At 70.1% G+C, this 16,450-nt stretch carries 15 protein-coding genes; 4 read left to right on the plus strand and 11 right to left on the minus strand.

Annotation, left to right across the window (positions count from 1 at the left end):
- Positions 1–86: 86 nt before the first annotated feature.
- The 4 genes from NIE111_RS15235 to NIE111_RS15250 all read right to left on the minus strand — a co-directional run bounded on the left by NIE111_RS15235 (position 87) and on the right by NIE111_RS15250 (position 3,031).
- Complete coding sequence (locus NIE111_RS15235; RefSeq protein ID WP_274531143.1) at positions 87–989, minus strand: SGNH/GDSL hydrolase family protein; 903 nt, start codon at positions 987–989, stop codon at positions 87–89.
- A gap of 193 nt (positions 990–1,182) precedes the next feature.
- A complete protein-coding gene (locus tag NIE111_RS15240; protein WP_238685013.1) occupies positions 1,183–1,797 on the minus strand; it encodes a dihydrofolate reductase family protein in 615 nt (204 codons plus the stop codon).
- A gap of 106 nt (positions 1,798–1,903) precedes the next feature.
- Positions 1,904–2,371: a GNAT family N-acetyltransferase gene (locus tag NIE111_RS32430; RefSeq protein WP_372488341.1), complete on the minus strand. Its 468-nt coding sequence runs from the start codon at positions 2,369–2,371 to the stop codon at positions 1,904–1,906.
- 96 nt (positions 2,372–2,467) lie between these two features.
- Positions 2,468–3,031: a hypothetical protein gene (locus NIE111_RS15250; protein ID WP_238685015.1), complete on the minus strand. Its 564-nt coding sequence runs from the start codon at positions 3,029–3,031 to the stop codon at positions 2,468–2,470.
- 90 nt (positions 3,032–3,121) lie between these two features.
- Here NIE111_RS15250 and NIE111_RS15255 point away from each other — a divergent pair, with 90 nt between their 5' ends.
- Positions 3,122–4,321, plus strand: coding sequence for an MFS transporter (locus tag NIE111_RS15255; protein ID WP_372488339.1), 1,200 nt, complete (start codon positions 3,122–3,124; stop codon positions 4,319–4,321).
- Positions 4,322–4,720: 399 nt separating this feature from the next.
- Here NIE111_RS15255 and NIE111_RS15260 read toward each other — a convergent pair whose 3' ends face one another.
- The 6 genes from NIE111_RS15260 to NIE111_RS15285 all read right to left on the minus strand — a co-directional run bounded on the left by NIE111_RS15260 (position 4,721) and on the right by NIE111_RS15285 (position 11,126).
- On the minus strand, positions 4,721–6,133 hold the full coding sequence (locus tag NIE111_RS15260) for a glycoside hydrolase family 62 protein (protein ID WP_238685017.1): 1,413 nt from the start codon (positions 6,131–6,133) through the stop codon (positions 4,721–4,723).
- Positions 6,134–6,319: 186 nt separating this feature from the next.
- The gene (locus NIE111_RS15265; RefSeq protein ID WP_238685018.1) at positions 6,320–7,405 is read right to left on the minus strand and encodes a hypothetical protein; all 1,086 of its coding nucleotides are present in this window, start codon (positions 7,403–7,405) and stop codon (positions 6,320–6,322) included.
- A 57-nt stretch (positions 7,406–7,462) separates the two neighbouring features.
- On the minus strand, positions 7,463–7,906 hold the full coding sequence (locus NIE111_RS15270; protein ID WP_238685019.1) for an OsmC family protein: 444 nt from the start codon (positions 7,904–7,906) through the stop codon (positions 7,463–7,465).
- 25 nt (positions 7,907–7,931) lie between these two features.
- Positions 7,932–9,671 carry a multicopper oxidase family protein gene (locus tag NIE111_RS15275; RefSeq protein ID WP_238685020.1) on the minus strand — a complete coding sequence of 580 codons (1,740 nt, stop codon included), beginning with the start codon at positions 9,669–9,671 and terminating at the stop codon, positions 7,932–7,934.
- Positions 9,668–10,120 carry a DUF6220 domain-containing protein gene (locus NIE111_RS15280; protein WP_238685021.1) on the minus strand — a complete coding sequence of 151 codons (453 nt, stop codon included), beginning with the start codon at positions 10,118–10,120 and terminating at the stop codon, positions 9,668–9,670. The genes NIE111_RS15275 and NIE111_RS15280 overlap by 4 nt, the downstream gene beginning before the upstream one ends.
- Positions 10,121–10,130: 10 nt before the next feature.
- Positions 10,131–11,126 (minus strand): carboxymuconolactone decarboxylase family protein, encoded by a 996-nt coding sequence (locus NIE111_RS15285; protein ID WP_238685022.1) that lies wholly within the window; start codon positions 11,124–11,126, stop codon positions 10,131–10,133.
- A gap of 144 nt (positions 11,127–11,270) precedes the next feature.
- On the opposite strand from NIE111_RS15285, the gene NIE111_RS15290 reads away from it, so the two are divergent.
- From NIE111_RS15290 to NIE111_RS15300, 3 genes are all read left to right on the plus strand, one after another.
- Positions 11,271–12,401, plus strand: coding sequence for a sensor histidine kinase (locus NIE111_RS15290; protein WP_238685023.1), 1,131 nt, complete (start codon positions 11,271–11,273; stop codon positions 12,399–12,401).
- A complete protein-coding gene (locus tag NIE111_RS15295) occupies positions 12,398–13,060 on the plus strand; it encodes a response regulator (protein ID WP_238685024.1) in 663 nt (220 codons plus the stop codon). Before NIE111_RS15290 ends, NIE111_RS15295 begins: the two co-directional genes overlap by 4 nt.
- A 106-nt stretch (positions 13,061–13,166) precedes the next feature.
- Positions 13,167–13,880 carry a hypothetical protein gene (locus NIE111_RS15300; RefSeq protein WP_238685025.1) on the plus strand — a complete coding sequence of 238 codons (714 nt, stop codon included), beginning with the start codon at positions 13,167–13,169 and terminating at the stop codon, positions 13,878–13,880.
- A gap of 195 nt (positions 13,881–14,075) precedes the next feature.
- Here the strand turns inward: NIE111_RS15300 and NIE111_RS15305 are convergent, their stop codons facing one another.
- Complete coding sequence (locus NIE111_RS15305; RefSeq protein WP_238685026.1) at positions 14,076–16,409, minus strand: hypothetical protein; 2,334 nt, start codon at positions 16,407–16,409, stop codon at positions 14,076–14,078.
- Positions 16,410–16,450 lie beyond the last annotated feature (41 nt).

Genomic DNA, 16,450 nt, shown 5'->3' on the forward strand with positions numbered 1-16,450 from the left:
GCTGGGCACCGCGCCGCGTCGGCGCACCGCAGGAGAAACCCGCCCCGCCGCTGCCGGCGGGGCGGGCTCGGCCGTCTACGGCCCGGTCAGCTGTTCAGCCTGGCGATCAGGGCGGTGGCCATGCCCTGCTCACCTCGGGCGTTGGGGTGGAACGGCGCGGCCGAGTTCTGCGGCACCAGACCCTCGACCCACCGGGTGCCGCTGCCCTTGCACGCGTCACGGCCGATCGACGGCGTGTAGACATCGGCGTAGGTGGCGCCGTTGGCGCTCGCGACGCTGGCCAGCATCGCGTTGAGCGACTTCTCGACGCCACGCAGGTACGGCACGTCCTGGTAGGCGATCGGAACGACCGGCCAGCAGCCGTAACCGCTGTCCGGCAGGATCGCCGGATAGCCGAGCACCACGACCCGCGCCCCCGGCGCGGCCTGCCGGACCGCCTGGACCACGGCGGTGATCTTCGGCGTGGCGGCGACGATCCGCGCCTGCAACTGGTCGACACCTCCGGCGGTGTACCGGTTCTTGCACGGAGATCCGAGCGGGCTGCTGACGCTCGCCTCCGCGCAGTCGCCGATGATGCCGGAGAAGCCGATGTCGTTGCCGCCGATCTGCACCGTCACCAGCGACGTGTTCGACGTGACCGCGTTGAGCTGCGGCGGCAACGCGATGCCCAGTTGGCCGCTACCGCCGTAGAGGATGTCGTCAGTGGTGGCGCCGGAGCAGCTCACGTCGGCGAACGACGACGAGCCCGCGGACGCCGCCACCAACGACGGGTAGTTGCGGTTGGACCGTAGGCAGTTGAGGTCGACCTGGGTCGGGATCAGCGGACCTGCGGTGTACGAGTCGCCCAGCGCGACGTAACGGCCGGTGGGCACGGCGGCGCTGGCCGGGGTGGCGACGGTGAGCAGCACGCCGGCGGTGGCGAGGGCGAGTGCGGCCAACCGGGTGGCTGCCCGCAGGCGGGGCAGGCGGGGCAGGCGGGGACGGGTCATGGCGCCTCCCAGGAGGGGGATCAGGGTGGTGGTGCCCGAGATCCTGTCGCCGCAGCCACCAATCGTCAATATCGATAGCCCTCACTAAATGCCGGTCCGAAGTGTGGGATGAATCGGTGGTGGTCAATCCAGCGGTGCGTACCGCTGGGCACCGGTGGCCCCGATCCGCCGGGACTGCTTCCCCGAAGCGCGCCTAGTTTCCGGCCGGCACCTGGTCCTTGATCTCGTCGTACCCGACCGGAGTCGGTGCCGTGCCCGGGGCGTAGATCACGCGAAGGACGCCGGTCGGGAACGCCTCCGACGCCACCAGTCGCAGGTGGTACGCCGCGTCTCCCTCGTCGAACAGCTTGCGGCCCTTGCGCGCGGCCACCGGATGCACCAGCAGACGTAGTTCGTCGACCAGGCCGGCGGCGAGCAGTTGCTGCACGACGGAGATCGACCCGGGGATGAGGATTCCCCGGACGTCGGCATCGGCCTTCAGCGCGGTGACGGCGTCGATGAGGTCCCCGTCGATCAGCTCGGAGTTGCGCCAGGAGAACTCCAGGGGCTGGCGCGAGGCGACGACCTTGCGCATGTCGCCGAGCTGCTTGGCGAACGGCGCGTCCTCGCCACCGGCGGCCTCCCGGTCGGGCCAGGCTCCGGCGAAGCTGTCGTACGTCTCGCGGCCGATGAGCAGCACGCTGGCGGCGTCGTAGTCCTCGGTGACGGCGCGGCCCATGTTCTCGTCGAAGTACGGGAAGTGCCAGTCCGGGTCGATCTCGGCCACGCCGTCGGCCGAGATGAACAGCGTGGAGATGACAGTTGCCATCGCGGGGTCCCTTCGAGTCGGGTGATGTCGGTAGGTCGACCGGCGCATCGTCCCAAACTCGTCAGCCACAGGCCGCCCCGATGGTGCGTGTCGTATCCCGTCTTTGTCAGCCAGACGTCGCGGGAGCAATCCAATGCCAGCTTTCGAGCAGCTTTGGCTGCCCCAACCGATTCGTCCTCCCGGTGGCGTCACCGTCGCTCCGGACGTATCCGGCGGACTCGGCGACCCGCTGCGAGGGCACATTGCCCTGCACGATGCTCAGTCGCAGTCGGGTGAGGCCGAGTTCGTCGTGGCAGAAGCTCGTCATCAACCGCAGAGAACGCGACGCCAGGCCTCGGCCGCGGTGCGCCGGGCCGCGTACCCCAGTACCCCGCTCGCCACGTGAAGTGCGACCAGGCCAAACGGCTCCCCGCCGTCGTGCGTCACGGCCAAGTCGACAATGCCCTGGGCACGGCGACGCCGAATTCTGACCAGAAAGGCGTCCACGTCGAATGGAGAAGGAATATCGGTGTTCGCGGCGATGTCCGGCGCGTCGAAGAGGCCCGGCATGTGCGGCAGATCGGCGTCGAGCCAGTCCCGCAGCACAATACCCCCCCTTTCAGTACGAGACCCTCCCCTTTCAGTACGAGAGGGGAGGGTATTGGATCGACCGCCGACGAATGACACCTTCTCAGACGCCCGGGACGCTCTTGCCCTCCCGACGGGGCGTGGGTACCGGTCGCTCGATCGCCCGAGCGAGGAGCACCCCGGGCACGACCAGGTTGTCCCTCGCCGCCTGTTGGAACGTGTCTAGCGCGGTGGTGTACGCGTCCAGCGCCGCACGCCACTCCTGCTCGGTACCGTCTACGACGACAGCCCGCCCGAACCACTCCAGTTTCCAGACCGCGGTGTTCAGGGCGTCTGCGGCATCGATGCATCTCCTGTCGGCCAGCATGACGACCCGTTCGTACGCTGCGGTGCGCGCGCTCTCAAATTCGTCCAGCGCTGTGCGCCCGGTCGTCGGCTCCACCTCGGCCGCGAGGTCGTCCCATCCGTTCGGCCGGACGAGCTGGCCGCTCACTCGCGCCATCCGGGTCACCGCAGCCAGGTAGTCAGTGAATGCTTCGTACTTACGAATGTCCCAGCGGATTACCATCTCGCGTCGGTTGCGGTCGCGCTCCAAGCGGGAGGTGAATACGTACGACATCGATCCGCCGAGCAGCACGGCGGCCAGGGTGAGAATCTGCGTCCACATCGGTGCCTCCCTACGGTGATGACACCGCAACAGTGTGTAAGGCATCTCCTTGCTGAGCAAGTGCAGGCTCCAACTCCTTAGCGTGTGCACATGGCTTGCGGACGAGTTCGGCTTCCGGTGCTGGCCTGTTTCGTCCTGCTTGGAGTTGAGATGGGGATCTGGGGCAGCCGGATCCCGGAGGTCCGGCACCAGGCAGACCTCAACTACGGCACCCTCGGGCTGGCCCTGTTCGCCCTACCGTTGGCTACCGTGCTCAGCCTGCCCTGGGCGAGCCATGCGGTCGAGCGATACGGCAGCGGGTCGGTGCTGCGGGCGGCCGTGCTGGCCGCCCCGGTCGCGCTGGTGCCGGTCGGTTTTGCGCGTGGCTTGGCTGAGCTGATCCCGGCACTACTGTTGTTCGGCTCTGCTCTGTGCCTGCTCAACATTTCGATGAACGCTCGAGCGGTGGCGATTGAAAAGGCGTACGCGCGGCCGCTCATGTCGTCGTTCCATGCCGCTTACAGCATCGGCGCGATCGCCGGAGCCGGGACCGGCGGCCTTCTTACGCAGCTACATCTGTCGCTTACCGTATCGCTCACAGGAACCAGCGTCTTCCTCTTCGGCGCGGGCGTGTCATTGGCATGGTTGTTCGGCGACGAACTGGGCGACAAGCTGAGCACGCTGGCAGGCGAGCGCGTGGCGCCGGGCATCCGCCGCCGCGACCTGCACTGGGCCGTGATGGTGCTTGGTGTGCTGGCAATGTTCGGCGCCGCTGCCGAAGGTGCGATGACCGACTGGTCGGCGGTGTACCTGCACGACGCCCTTGCCGTGCCGGCTGGCCTGGCAGCCTGGGGACTGACGTGCTTCTCGGCGGCGGTCGCGGCCGGTCGGCTGGTTGGCGACCGGCTGGCGGACCGATGGGGCCCGCTCAGGCTGATTCGAGTCGGCGCGGTAGTCGCCGGCACCGGTCTGGCCGCTGGGGTGCTGTCGCATACGGTCGCCGGTGCGTACGCCGGCCTGATCCTGATGGGCCTGGGCGTTTCATGCGTGGTTCCCCAAATCATGAGCATCGCCGGGCACGCTCAAGTGGGTAACCCGAGCCGCAACATTGCTATCGTGACGGGGTTAAGCACAGTCGGCAGCCTGGTCGGCCCGGTGGCGATCGGCGCGGTCGCGGCCGCGGACGGGCTGTCGGTCGCGGTGACCGTGCCGGCCGTGTTGATGTTGGCAGTCGCGGGCGGAGCGGCGTTCATCGGCCTGGCGAAGTCGAGTGGCCGGGCTAATCGCTCCGCTCAGCGTTCCAGCTCGTAATCGCCGAGGACCACCTAGATCGGCAACGGTGCGGCCGTTTGCACTCGGACAGCGTCTCGGCAAGGCGGCGTCAAGCACTGTAGACAACTACAGTTTGTGAGACCGGCCCCGAGACCCGCATCCCTCAGAAGGCCTCTCCCATCTTCGTCGGTCGCGTATGAAGGTACGGCATTGTTGGCGGGTGGCTGATCCACCTCGGGTGAGGCGGCGGAACATGCCGGCGATGGCGGCCCAGCAGGCGATGGTGTCTGAGGTGCCGGGGTGGGTTTCGTAGTCGCGGGCGAGGCGCGGTGAGCCAGGCGAGGACCCTGCGTGGACAGAGGATCAACCGCGCCCGGCGTGGTACGGGCGGGCCCGGCAGGACGCCGTGCCCGCCCGTTGGTGGTCAGTCGAGCGTGATCACACCGGGCGCTGCAGGGTCAGCAGACCCGGCCGGTACGGCAGCAGGCCGTAGTCGCCCCCGGAGTTGGGGGAACGGCCCTGGTAGAGCAGTTGCAGGTTGCAGGCGTCGACGGTCATCGTCTGGTCGGCGTTGGTGCGCAGCAGCTCACCGTGGCTGATGTCGTTGGTCCAGGTGGCACCGCTGTTGGCCTTGCCGGCGAACGGGTTGCTCTCGCTGGTGGCCTGCGGCGTCCACGAGCCGCCCAGGCTGGTGGCCGTGAACGAGCGGAAGTAGCGACCCTGCGAACCGATCGCCTCGACGATCATGAGATAGCGGGTCTGGCCCTGGAGCTTGTAGACCTGAACGGCCTCGAAGAGGTTGTTGGTGGTGTCGCTCATGATGGTCGTGTAGTTGGAGCCGAAGCTGCCCGGGAAGTTGCCGATCGGCATGCTGGCCCGGTAGATCTTGCCGTTGTCCCCGGCGAAGAACAGGTACATGTTCTGGTCGTCACCGATGACCGCCTGGTCGATCGGGCCGGTGCCCGAACCGGTGATGCTTCCGCTGAACAGCGTCTGTGCCGCGGACCAGCCGTTCGGGTTGGTCGGGTTGGTCGAGGTCCGGTACGAGAACGCGGGCCCACCCCACTGGTAGGCGAGCACCCAGATGTTCTTCGGCGCGAAGTAGAACAGCGACGGCGCGACGGTCCCGTTGTTCATCGCGTTCTGGCTGGCGGAGGCCATCTGCGAGTAGTTGGTGAAGAGGCCGAAGTTCATCGAGCCCCACCGGGTGCCGTTGTCGTGGGTGGTGGCGTAGACGAGTTGCTGGCCGTTGTAGGGGGCCACGGTGAAGTCCTTGAGCGACACCCAGCCGGACTTCGGCTGCGCCAGCGCTCCCGTCGAGGACCACCGGTACGTCGACGGAAGGTTGCACGTCGGTGGGTTGGTCGGCGGATCGGTCGGCGGATCGGTGGGCGGATCGGTGGGCGGATCGGTGGGCGGATCGGTCGGCGTCGTGTCACCGGTGCAGGTGACACCGTTCAGGGCGAAGCTCGTCGGTGCTGGATTGCTGCTCGTCCACGACCCGTTGAACCCGAACGACACAGTGCCGTTGGTCGGGACCGCAGCGTTGTAGCTCACGTTCTTCGCCGTCACCGCCGACCCGCTCTGCGTCAGCGACGTGTTCCAGGCCTGCGTCACCGTCTGACCGGCGCCGTACGACCAGGTCAGCGTCCAACTGCTCAACGGGTCACCCAGGTTCGTGATCGCCACGTTGGCGCCGAAGCCGCCCTGCCACTGCGACGACACGGCGTAGTTCACCGAACAACCCTCGGCTGCGGCACCGGCCGGCAGGGCCCCGACAACTGTCGACGACACCAGTAAGCCGACGCCGGCCGCAACCAGACCAACATTGGTGGCTCTGGATCTGGTCATATAGCACCCTCCTCGCGGGACGGCGGCCTATGCATTGGTGGTGGTCGCTGTGCGGTGACCGATTGTGAACGTTAACAGGCCGCGTCAGGTATGGTACGGGAGCGCTCCCACGCACTCAACAGTATCTATCTCCCGTTCTCACCTACGTCGACTTCACCGGTGCGGCTGGCCCGGCAGCGACCTTCCTCAGACGACGGTGAGGGTGAGGACACCAAACTGGTTACTCCGCTGCACGTAGTGCGGCAGATAGAGCTTCCACGTCACGCTCAGCTCGCGCCCGGCCCGCATCGAGGCCGGCACCTCGGCGACCATTTCGAACACGGCACTGTCGCCGGCGGGGATCTGCGGGAGCGCGCGGCAGTTCAGCCGGTACAGCTGGGCCGAGTTCACCGCGTCGTTCGTCGCGTCGCCGAGAGAGAACCGTTCCATCAGGTAGCCCGGGCACGGGTCCAGCACGAGGGGGCCGCCGGTCGGGTTGCCCAGCGTCACCCGGAAGGAGAGCCGCGACCCGGCGGCGGCGGTCGTCGGCCCCTGAACAGCGACGGTGAGCTTCTCGAGCGGCGAGGACGGGGGCTTCGACACCGTCACCGGCTCGGTGAACCCGCTCGCGGACAGCGTCCCCCGCGCGCGGGGGTGCACCCTCTCCCCCTGCGGACAGCCTGGACGCTCGTCGGCGGTGACCGGTGCGCGCAACCTGCCGCCGTCGTGCGGCAGCTCGATCGCGAGCTCCAACGCCCCCTTCACGGGCTGACAGAACGGCCCGGACCAGTCCAGGCGCAGGCTGGCGTTGCCGCCGGCCGGCACGGCGACCACCCGGGTACGGCCCTCCTCGTCGATGCCGTGGGTGTAGAGCATCGGGATCTCACGGCCGCCGGCGAGCATGGTCGTGGGTACCTCGCCCTGCAGCGTGCACTCGACAGTCGACGAGTTCCGCACGTCCACCTCGCCGATGAGCTTGCCGATGGCGGCGTCGAAACCCCGAGGCGTCTCACCGCCGGTGCCGGGCCGCGTCCAGGTGGTGAGCCGGCCGGTCAGCTGCTCTGCCCGGCACGGTTCGCTGCCGGCGGCCGGCGTTCTCGGCGCGGCGGGGCGGCCGTTGAGGTCCTCGCCGGTGATCTTCAGATCGGCCCAGGGCGCGCTGCCGTCGGCGAGCAGCTCGGTGGGCGCCGGCTCCGCGACCGTCGGGTCCGAGCGACCTGACTGGGCGTTCGGGTCGGCGCAGGCCACCACCGCGGTGAGGACGATCAGCAGTGGCACCAGTAGTCGACGCATGCCGTCACCCTTACACCAACGAACCGCACAGGCCTGAGTAGCAGTGCTCAGCGCCGGTCAATCTCCGGTGGGCGCGGGGCCCTCGGCGATCGCGACGGGAGTGCCGAGCTCAACGGTACGGGAGACAGTGCACAACCGATCGTGCGACTGCTGCAACGACCGGGGCAGCGCCGCGCGGGCCGCGTCGCCCTCCGCACCCTCGGGGAACGTGACTGTGAACTCGACCCGCAGGTTCCGCATCCGGTTTCCGCCGGCCTCGTCGCGGATCTTGTCACCGGTGACGGCGACGGCGAACCCGGTCGGCTCGGCACGACGACTGGTGATGTGGTCCACGTCGACAGCGGTGCAGCCGCCGATAGCGGCCAGCAGCAACTCCACCGGCGTGAAACTGCCGTCCTCGCCCGTGCCCAACGACACCGACCCGCCACGGGAGTTCCGCACGACGTAGTTGCCCAGGCTGGTGCGCTCGATCGCCACCGAACGGAAGGTGTCATCGGTCATGACAGAAAACTACAGGCCTCCGTGATCACGAGTACATGAGATGCAGCGTCATCCCGGCATCGGCGTGCGCCAGGTTGTGGCAGTGATTGGCCCACATCCCCGGGTTGTCGGCCCGGAACGCCACCTCCCACACCTCACCTGGACGGACGTCGAAGGAGTCCAGCCACAGCGGGCTCCCGGCCGCCGGCTCGCCATCGCGGGCCAGCACCAGGACGTGGTGGCCGTGCAGGTGCCACGGGTGCACGATCTGCGACCTGTTCACGATGGTGAACCGTACGACGTCGCCCAGGCGTACGACCTGCGGCGGGATGTCCGGGTCGGCCGCGCCGTTGACGGTGTGGGCGTACCGGGGTAGCAGTCCGCGCAGGTCGAGGCCGCGATCGAGGACGAGGGTGAACGTCTTGTCGAACCGGGACCAGGGCACCGGGGCGGTCGCGCCGTAGCCGAGCGGATCGAGCACCGGCCAGGCGCCGGTCGCCGTCGACACCGGGCCGGTCGAGTAGACCGTCCGCCCGTCGACGAACAGCGCCACCGGGGTCGCCGGCGCGTCGAAGACCAGGTCGTAGCGTCCCCCGGCCGGGATCAGCACGGCGGTGTCCACCAGCGGCGTCGGGCCGCGCAGGTCGACGCCGTCGATCGCGGCCACCCGGAACGCGGTCCCGGCCACCGCGTACCGGTGCGTCGTGCTGTCGGTGTTGATCAGCCGCAACCGCACCGGCACGCCGGCGTCGAGCTTCTCCACTCTCGGCGCGGGCAACGGACGGCCCGACAGGGTGTGCACCGGCACTGTGACGTCGAGGCCGGTCACCGGGCCCGGTCGCACCACCAGCACCCCGTAGAGACCCATCCGCACGCCGACGTCGGAGGCCGAGTGCGTGTGGTACCAGTACGTGCCTGCCTGGTCGGCGCGGAACCGGTAGACGAACTCCTGCCCGGGCCGCACCGCCGCCTGCGTCACCCCGGGCACCCCGTCCTGATCGTTCGGCACGTCGTACCCGTGCCAGTGCAGGGTGACCCCGCGCCCGATGTCCCGGTTGCGCAGCGTCACCTCCAGGACGTCGCCGACGGTGGCGGTCAGCTCCGGTCCGGGGACCTGTCCGTTGAACGCCCAGGCCGCGACGTTCCGGCCGCCCGCGTCCACGGTGGCGGTTGCGGCGGTCAGTGTGAACCGCCGGGTGGGTTCGTCGGCGATCCGGGCCGCCGCAAGACCATGATCATGCGGTACGGCGGGCGCGGCGCCCGGGGCGACGGTCAGCCCGGTTCCGGTCAGCAGCGCCGCGACCGCCACCACGAGGGCCACCCGGGACACCGTCCGGGACGGGCGGGCACCGAGCGCACGCGCCGAGATCACCGTCGCCGCCACGACCCCGGCGACCGCGAGCAGCCCCGCCCCTGCCGACGCCGGATAGCCGTGCAGGACCGTCAGGAGCAGGGCGCTGCTCGTGGCGTACCCGGCGAAGAGCAGCGGAACCGCGACGGCCCGGATGTCACCCGGGGCCCGCAGCAACCGCGGACCGGCGACGCCCACCGCCGCGAGCGACAGTGGGGCCGCGATGAGGACCTTCTCCGCGGCGAACCACCAGCCGGCGCGGGCGAGGGCGGTAATCGTGATCGCGCGGGTGAGCGTGGCGAGCAGCGCGACGGCCGCCAGTCCCAGTGCGAACGGGCGGCGGCGGGCGGCGGACGCGGCGCCACCGCCCAGCCAGGCGGCGGCCGCGAGGACCGCGATCACGAGGTCGGCCACGAGCAGCGAGCCGGTGGTCACGCCGGCTCTCCTTCCCGGGTGACCAGCCGGGCCGCTTCGGCGGGAGCCGGAGCGGTCAGCTGTCGCGCCGCCCGATGGACGCCGACCACGACGTGCACCGCGATGATTCCGTTGAGCGCGTGCAACCCGCCGATGGTCAGGCCGAGCGGGGTGCTGACACCCGACGCGTCGGTGGACGCCTCGGCCAGCATGGCGATGATCGGCTGGAGGACGACGAGGCCGATCGGCAGGATCGCCAGTCCGATGACCTTTCCCGGCGCCTTCGCCAGCGCCGCGAACACCGCGGTGAGCACTGTGAGAATCGGGATGACCGCCATGCCGTTGACGCTGTGCAGCGCGTACGCGTCCTCGCCTGCGGGTCTGGTGAACCCGCCCACGGCGGCGAGGACGAACTGCACGGCGAACGCGACGAGCAACACGGCGCTGACGATGACGAGAGCCTTGCGCATGGGTTACCTCCTAGAGGCGCGCCGAGGCGAGAGCCCGGGCGACGTGATCGGTGGCCGTGATCGCCCCGTACGCGACCAACCGCACGAGGTCGGCGTCGGCGGGGTGGGAGAGCCGCCAGAGAGCGACGTCGCCCGGGCTGATGGCGCTGGGCGCGAACGCCGCCAGCAACGCGATCCGCGTCCCGATGCGGTCCGTGCCCGGCACGTCCCGGACCAGGTCGACGGCCCAGTCCGCCGGCCGGGCCGGGAACCGCCCGTCCTCCCAGCGCACGGTGGCCGTGACGGTCTCGCGCGCCACGTCGCCCAGCAGCAGATCCCCACCCCGCACGGCGGCGTCGCGCAGCGACGCGTAGGCGACGCCCACCGGGCTGTCCCCCGCCCACGCGGGAGGTGATGCCGCCGGGTCGGCGTCGAGGAGCGGAAGGCTTGCGCCGGGCTCCTTCGACTCCCGGGCCGCCTTGGCGTAGAGCCGGCCCCCGACCGAGCGCACCAGCGGGGAGCGTTGCAGACCGCCGGGGAGCAGATCGGGGTCGAGCAACGCGGACACGACCCGGTTGATGAAGTGGAAGGCGAGCAGGGTGCCGGTGATCTCCGGGCCGTGGGTGCTGGTCCAGTCGGCGGCTCTGGGGCTGCGGCTCGCCTGCGCCCAACCGACGAGCACGGCGTGCCTCGGCTCGGCGGGCGTCTCGCCCCGGGCGACGGCCTCGGCCAGCTTCGGTACGCCCAGCGCGTGCAGCAGCAGCACGTGGGCGTCGACGCAGAACTGACAGCGGTTGGCCCGGGACACCGTCGCCGCGACGAGTTCGCGGTCGACCCGGGGCGCGTCCCCGGCGAGCAGCGCCTCCCGCATCAGCGCCCAGGTCGCGGCCAGCACCTCCGGCACAGCCGAGAGCGCCTGGAAGGTCGGCAACGGCCCGAGAAAGTCGTCGCGCAACTGTTGGTAGACCGCCGCGGTGCGGCCGGTGGCCGCCCTCGGGGGCGTGGGGGTGAAGAAGCGGTACGTCATGAGCTCGATGCTTGTTCCAGCGAGCCGGGAAAACGTCGTGCCGCCGCAGACACTTGCCCCGCCGCTCATACCGCGACCGTGGTACGCCGCAGGTACCACGCGCGCGGGATGCTGCACCGACGACGGCCGTTCTACAGTGCGTCCATGCGCCGTGACCTCCCGTACGCCCTCGGCGGTCTCGCCCTCGGCGTCCTCCTGCTCGGCAACGCCGTGCTCACCCCGGACGCCGCGCCGGTCGAGGTGCTCGACGTCGCCCTGGTCCTGGCCACTGTGGTGGCCCTGGCGGCGTGCCGGCGCTACCCGGTGGTGGCGCTGGGCGTGGTCACCGTCGCCATGCTGGCCGTTCACGTCCGGGTGCACCCCGGGGTGTCCGCAGCGTTCCCCGTCCTCTGCGCGGTCTACGTCAGCGCCTGGCAGGGACACCGGTCGGCCGCCGCCGTGGCCAGCCTCGCTTTTCTCGGTAGCTTCCTGGCCCGCGACATCTCGATGGCGCCGGCCAACCGGCCAGGTCAACTGGTCGCCGAGCGGACGGCCTTGCTGCTCGGCTGGTTCGTGGCGGCCAACGTCGCCGGGCTCGTCGCGCGGCAGCGCCGGGCGTACCTGGAGCAGGTCGAGCAGCGGGCCTTCGAGGCCGAACGCACCCGCGAGGAGATGGCGTTGCGGCGCGCCGGGGAGGAGCGGCTGCGCATCGCCCGCGACCTGCACGACTCCCTGACCCACAGCATCTCGGTGATCAAGGTGCAGGCGGGGATCGCCGTGCACCTGGCCCGCAAACACGGCGAGGAGCCGTCGGCCACGCTGCTGGCGATCCAGGAGGCCAGCGGCGCCGCGATGCGCGAACTCCGTACGACCCTGGACGTCCTCCGCGCGCCAACCGACGGCGATCGGGTCGGGCTGGCCCGGGTGGACGAGCTGGCCGAGCGCACCCGGGCGGTCGGCGTACCGGTGCAGGTGACCGTCACCGGTCAACGCGGGGACCTGCCCGACGAGGTCGACCAGGCCGGGTACCGGGTCATCCAGGAGGCCCTCACCAACGTGGCCCGCCACGCTGGGCCCGCGACCGCGCACATCCAGGTGGAGTACGCCCCGGCGGGGCTGACCGTCGCGGTCACCGACGACGGTCAGGCGTCGCCGGCTGAGCCGCTGACCCCGGGCGTGGGACTGCGCGGCATGCGGGAACGGGTCAGTGCCCTGGGCGGCACGCTGCGGACCGCCGCGCACGACGACCACGGGTTCACCGTCCGGGCCACCTTCCCGCTACGGGAGCCGGAATGATCCGGGTGCTGATCGCCGACGACCAGGCGCTGATGCGAGCCGGCTTCCGGGCACTGCTCGACGCCGAGGACCACCTGGAGGTCGTCGGTGAGGCGACCGACGGCACCTCGGCTGTCCACCTGTCACGGTGTCTGCGCCCGGACGTCGTCCTGATGGACGTGCAGATGCCCGGCCTCGACGGCATCGAAGCCACCCGGCGCATCACCGCTGATCCCGACCTGGCCGCGATCCGCGTTCTCATCCTCACCAACTACGGGCTCGACTCCTATGTGTTCGCCGCCCTTCGCGCGGGCGCCAGCGGCTTTCTCCTCAAGGACGCCGACCCCGCCGACCTGCTGCACGCCGTCACCGTTGTCGCGCGCGGCGACGCGCTGCTCGCGCCGACCGTCACCCGCACACTGATCAGTGAGTTCGTGGCCGGCCCACCGCCTGCCGTGCCGACGGCCGGACGTGACGTGCTGACCGCCCGGGAGCAGGAGATCGTCGAGCTGGTCGCCCGTGGGTTGACCAACGACGAGATCGCCGCGCGCATGGTGATCAGCCCGCTGACCGCCAAGACACACGTCAACAGGGCGATGACGAAGCTGCACTGCCGTGACCGGGCCCAGCTGGTCGTGTGGGCGTACGAGTCGGGGCTGATCACGCCGCGTCGGCGGTGATCGCCGCCCCCGAGGCAGGAGTGGATCAGCCCCCTTGGGAACATGAGGGAGGGTCGACGCACTAGCATTGCCGCCGTCCGCGACGGCTCTGCTGAATCGAGGCGACATGCGTTGGCTCCGTCGATTGCTGGGCGGTAGGCGAGTCCAGCTCGACCCGGGACGCCAGCAGGCGCTGCTGCACGACGTCCAGTCCCGGTACGGCCCCCACGCGCGGATCCGGTTCACCGAGCAGGTCGACGCGCTCACCGGTTCGCTCGACAGTGACGACGGCCTGGTGGTGGCGACCCGGATCGTGAGCCAGGTCGCCGACGAGGCCCACGTGGACCTTCAGGCCCAGGCCCAGGAGATCCACCGGCGGACGGGCCGGCGACTGCTGGTGCACCGCCGTAACTACCGGCCGCTGTGGAAGGAGGCGGGGCCCGCCCTGCGCTGGCCGCTGTTCGCGTTGCCGTGCGGCTTCCACCCGTACGCGCAGGTGGCCGCCGCCGTCACAGTGGTCGGCAGCCGGGCGCCCCGGCTCGACCGGGTGACCGACCCGAACCCGCTGGTGACCCGCGTGTTCGAGGTGCTCGACCTGACCACCTCCGGCTGGGAGTACGGCCGGGTGCGGGTGGACACCGACGCCGCCACCCTGGCCGATCGGCTGATCGTCAGTGCCGGGCGGGTCCTCGCGGCCATGGACGACCCGCCGCGGCTGCCGCCCGCGGTCCGGGAGCTGATGCGTCGTAACAACACCGTCGCCGTGCACGATCCGGCCGGCCCACGGGCGGTCGGTGGGATCAACCTAGGCGCGCGGATGCGCGAGGAGTTCCTGGTCTGAGCGCCCTCGGGCGTTATCGTGCATCGTCCACGGCAAGGGCGAACACGACGGGACCGAGGATCACCCGATGGTCCCCACAGGCACATTGAACGGTGGCCCGGCTGAGCCGCACCTGCCGAACGCCTGACGCTCGGTCGGCGGTGGGCCCCGGTCGCACCGGGACCCGCCGCCGCCGGTCTGTCCTTAAGGCATGTCCTATCGCGTGCCGATGGTGACGGCGCGCCCGCCGGGCCGGTACAGCAGCAGATGGTCCGCGCTGCCGGTATGCCCGAAGTCATAGGCGACGATCCGGTCCTGGGCGTTGCGCAGGTCGAACCAGCCGACGCTGCCGACGCCCTGGTGGGAGACGTGGACCGCCGAGTACGTGTCGGTGGGGTCGTGCCGCACCACGTCCAGGTAGCCGGTGCCGGGCCGGTAGACGACGAGGTGGTCGGCCATGCCGGTGTGGGCGTAGTCGAAGGCGACGATGCGGTCCCGCCGGTCGGCGAGGTCGTAGCCGGCGATGCCGCTCGACGAGATCAGGTGCGGCCAGAAGGTGTTGCCGGCCCCGTGCCCGACGATGGTGACGAGCCCGGCGCCGGGGCGGTACAGCAGCAGGGCGTCCTGCTTGCCGGTGTGCGCATAGTCGTAGGCGATGACCTGGTCGTCCGGGCTGGTCAGGGCAAAGCCGTCGATGCCCTGATGCGAACCGACGACCGGCGTGAACGGCCCCGCGGCGCTGTGCTGCAGGATGAACAGCACGTTGTCGCCGGGCCGGTACGCCACAAGGTGGTCGAGCTTGCCGGTGTGCTCGTAGTCGTAGGCCACGAGCCGGTCCTTCGTCGACGCCAGGTCGTAGCCACCGATGCCGCTGGTCGAGGTGTACACCGGCCAGAAGCTGCCGTCCGACGCGTGGCCGACGACGTGCACAACGCCCGTCCCCGGCCGGTACAGCACCAGGTAGTCCTGCCGGCCGGTGTGCGCGAAGTCGTAGCTGATGATCTGGTCGTTGGCGCTGCTCAGATCGAAGCCGCCGATCCCGTTCGTGGACCTGAACACCGTCTCGAAGCTGGGCCGCTCGGCGCCGACCGTCGTCTTTCGCCGCAGCACGTACACGATCCCGGTGCCCGGCCGGTAGACCAGCAGGTGGTCGAGCTTGCCGGTGTGCTCGTAGTCGAACGGCACCACCCGGTCTCGGGGATCGGACAGGTCGTACCCGCCGATCCCGCCCTGCGACTTGAACGGCACCCGCAGGTCGGGGTTGGTGAACGCCAGGCTCAGGTCGTCGTAGAGCGTCACGTCCTTCTTGACGAAGCCCTGCTCCTCGACGATGCCGTACGGGTTGCCTTTGGAGTCGCGGTACGAGAACAGGACGAGCGGGCCGGTGTAGTCCTGCGCCTGCCACATCCGGACGCCCTTGACCAACTGGTCGCGTTTCTCCGACCACCACCAGGCGGGATTGGGGGTGATCAGCCCGTAGCCCCACTCGGTGCCCCAGATTTTCTTGCCCGCGTCGTCTCTCCGCACCATTACGTCGCGGAGCGCAGCGAGCTCACCACAGACCTGCCCGGGCGTGTCGTCGGCCGGCGGTCCGAACAGGTTCTCCCAGGGCGCGCCACACTTCGGCGTGTCCGGGGCTTCGTTCATCTCGGAGTACGGATGATGGGCGACCGCATCGAACGTGTCCTTGTAACCGTGGGCGTACCCCCAGTCCAGCCACGCCGACGGCGACCTCGCCGCGTCGCCGTGAATCGCGCCGAGCCCCGCCGACCCGCCGGCCAGCACATAACATTGGCCGCACGTGCTGTGGATCTCCGTGGACGCGATCTTGACCAGCTCCCAGTACCGGGCCAGTGTCGCGGTCGCGTCGGCGGCCGTGTCGTAGATCCCGTCCCCCGGCCGGATGACGCCGTCGTCCCCGTACACGCCGTCGTACTTGCCGAAGCCGTCGATGTTCGGCTCGTTCCACACCTCGAAGGCGTCGACGATGGGCGGGGTGCCGGGCGGCGAACCCGGCGGCGGCCCGTAGTGCTGCACGGTCAGGTCCACGAGCGTCTTCCAGGCCTCGCTGTCCGCCGGCAGCCAGGTCTCCGGCGGGTCCTGGGTCGGGTTGGCCGTCCAGATGTGGCCGCCGTTGAGCCAGCTGGGCGAGCCGAACAGGGTCACGAGCGGTCGCATGCCTTTGCGGTGCGCCTCCATCACCACCTTGTCGAGGTGGTCGAAGTCCATGCTGATGGCACCCGTGACCTCATCTTTCGACGCGTACGTGTGAAAGTCGGTCCATGCCCTGATGATCGGCGTGCGGCCCGGGACGAACGCCTGCATGCGGTCCAGATGGTCGCCGATCCCACCCGGAGTCTTGAAGTCGAAGCCGACCTCGGAGAAGCCGACGTCACGGTTGCTGTAGGGGTAGCGCGACGGCGTCGGGTCAGCGGACACCGGGGCGACGCCGGCGGACGCCGGGGCGGCGCCGGCGGCGACGAAGACCGTGGCCGCCAGCGCCATGAGGGCCGCCGCCGACAGGGAGACCAGGCGTTGTGCTCGGATCATGGGTGACCGTTCCCGCCTTCCGCTCAGAGCGCGCCGTGAAA

The sequence above is a fragment of the Micromonospora hortensis genome, assembly GCF_022230935.1.
GTDB classification, from domain to species: Bacteria; Actinomycetota; Actinomycetes; order Mycobacteriales; family Micromonosporaceae; genus Micromonospora; species Micromonospora hortensis.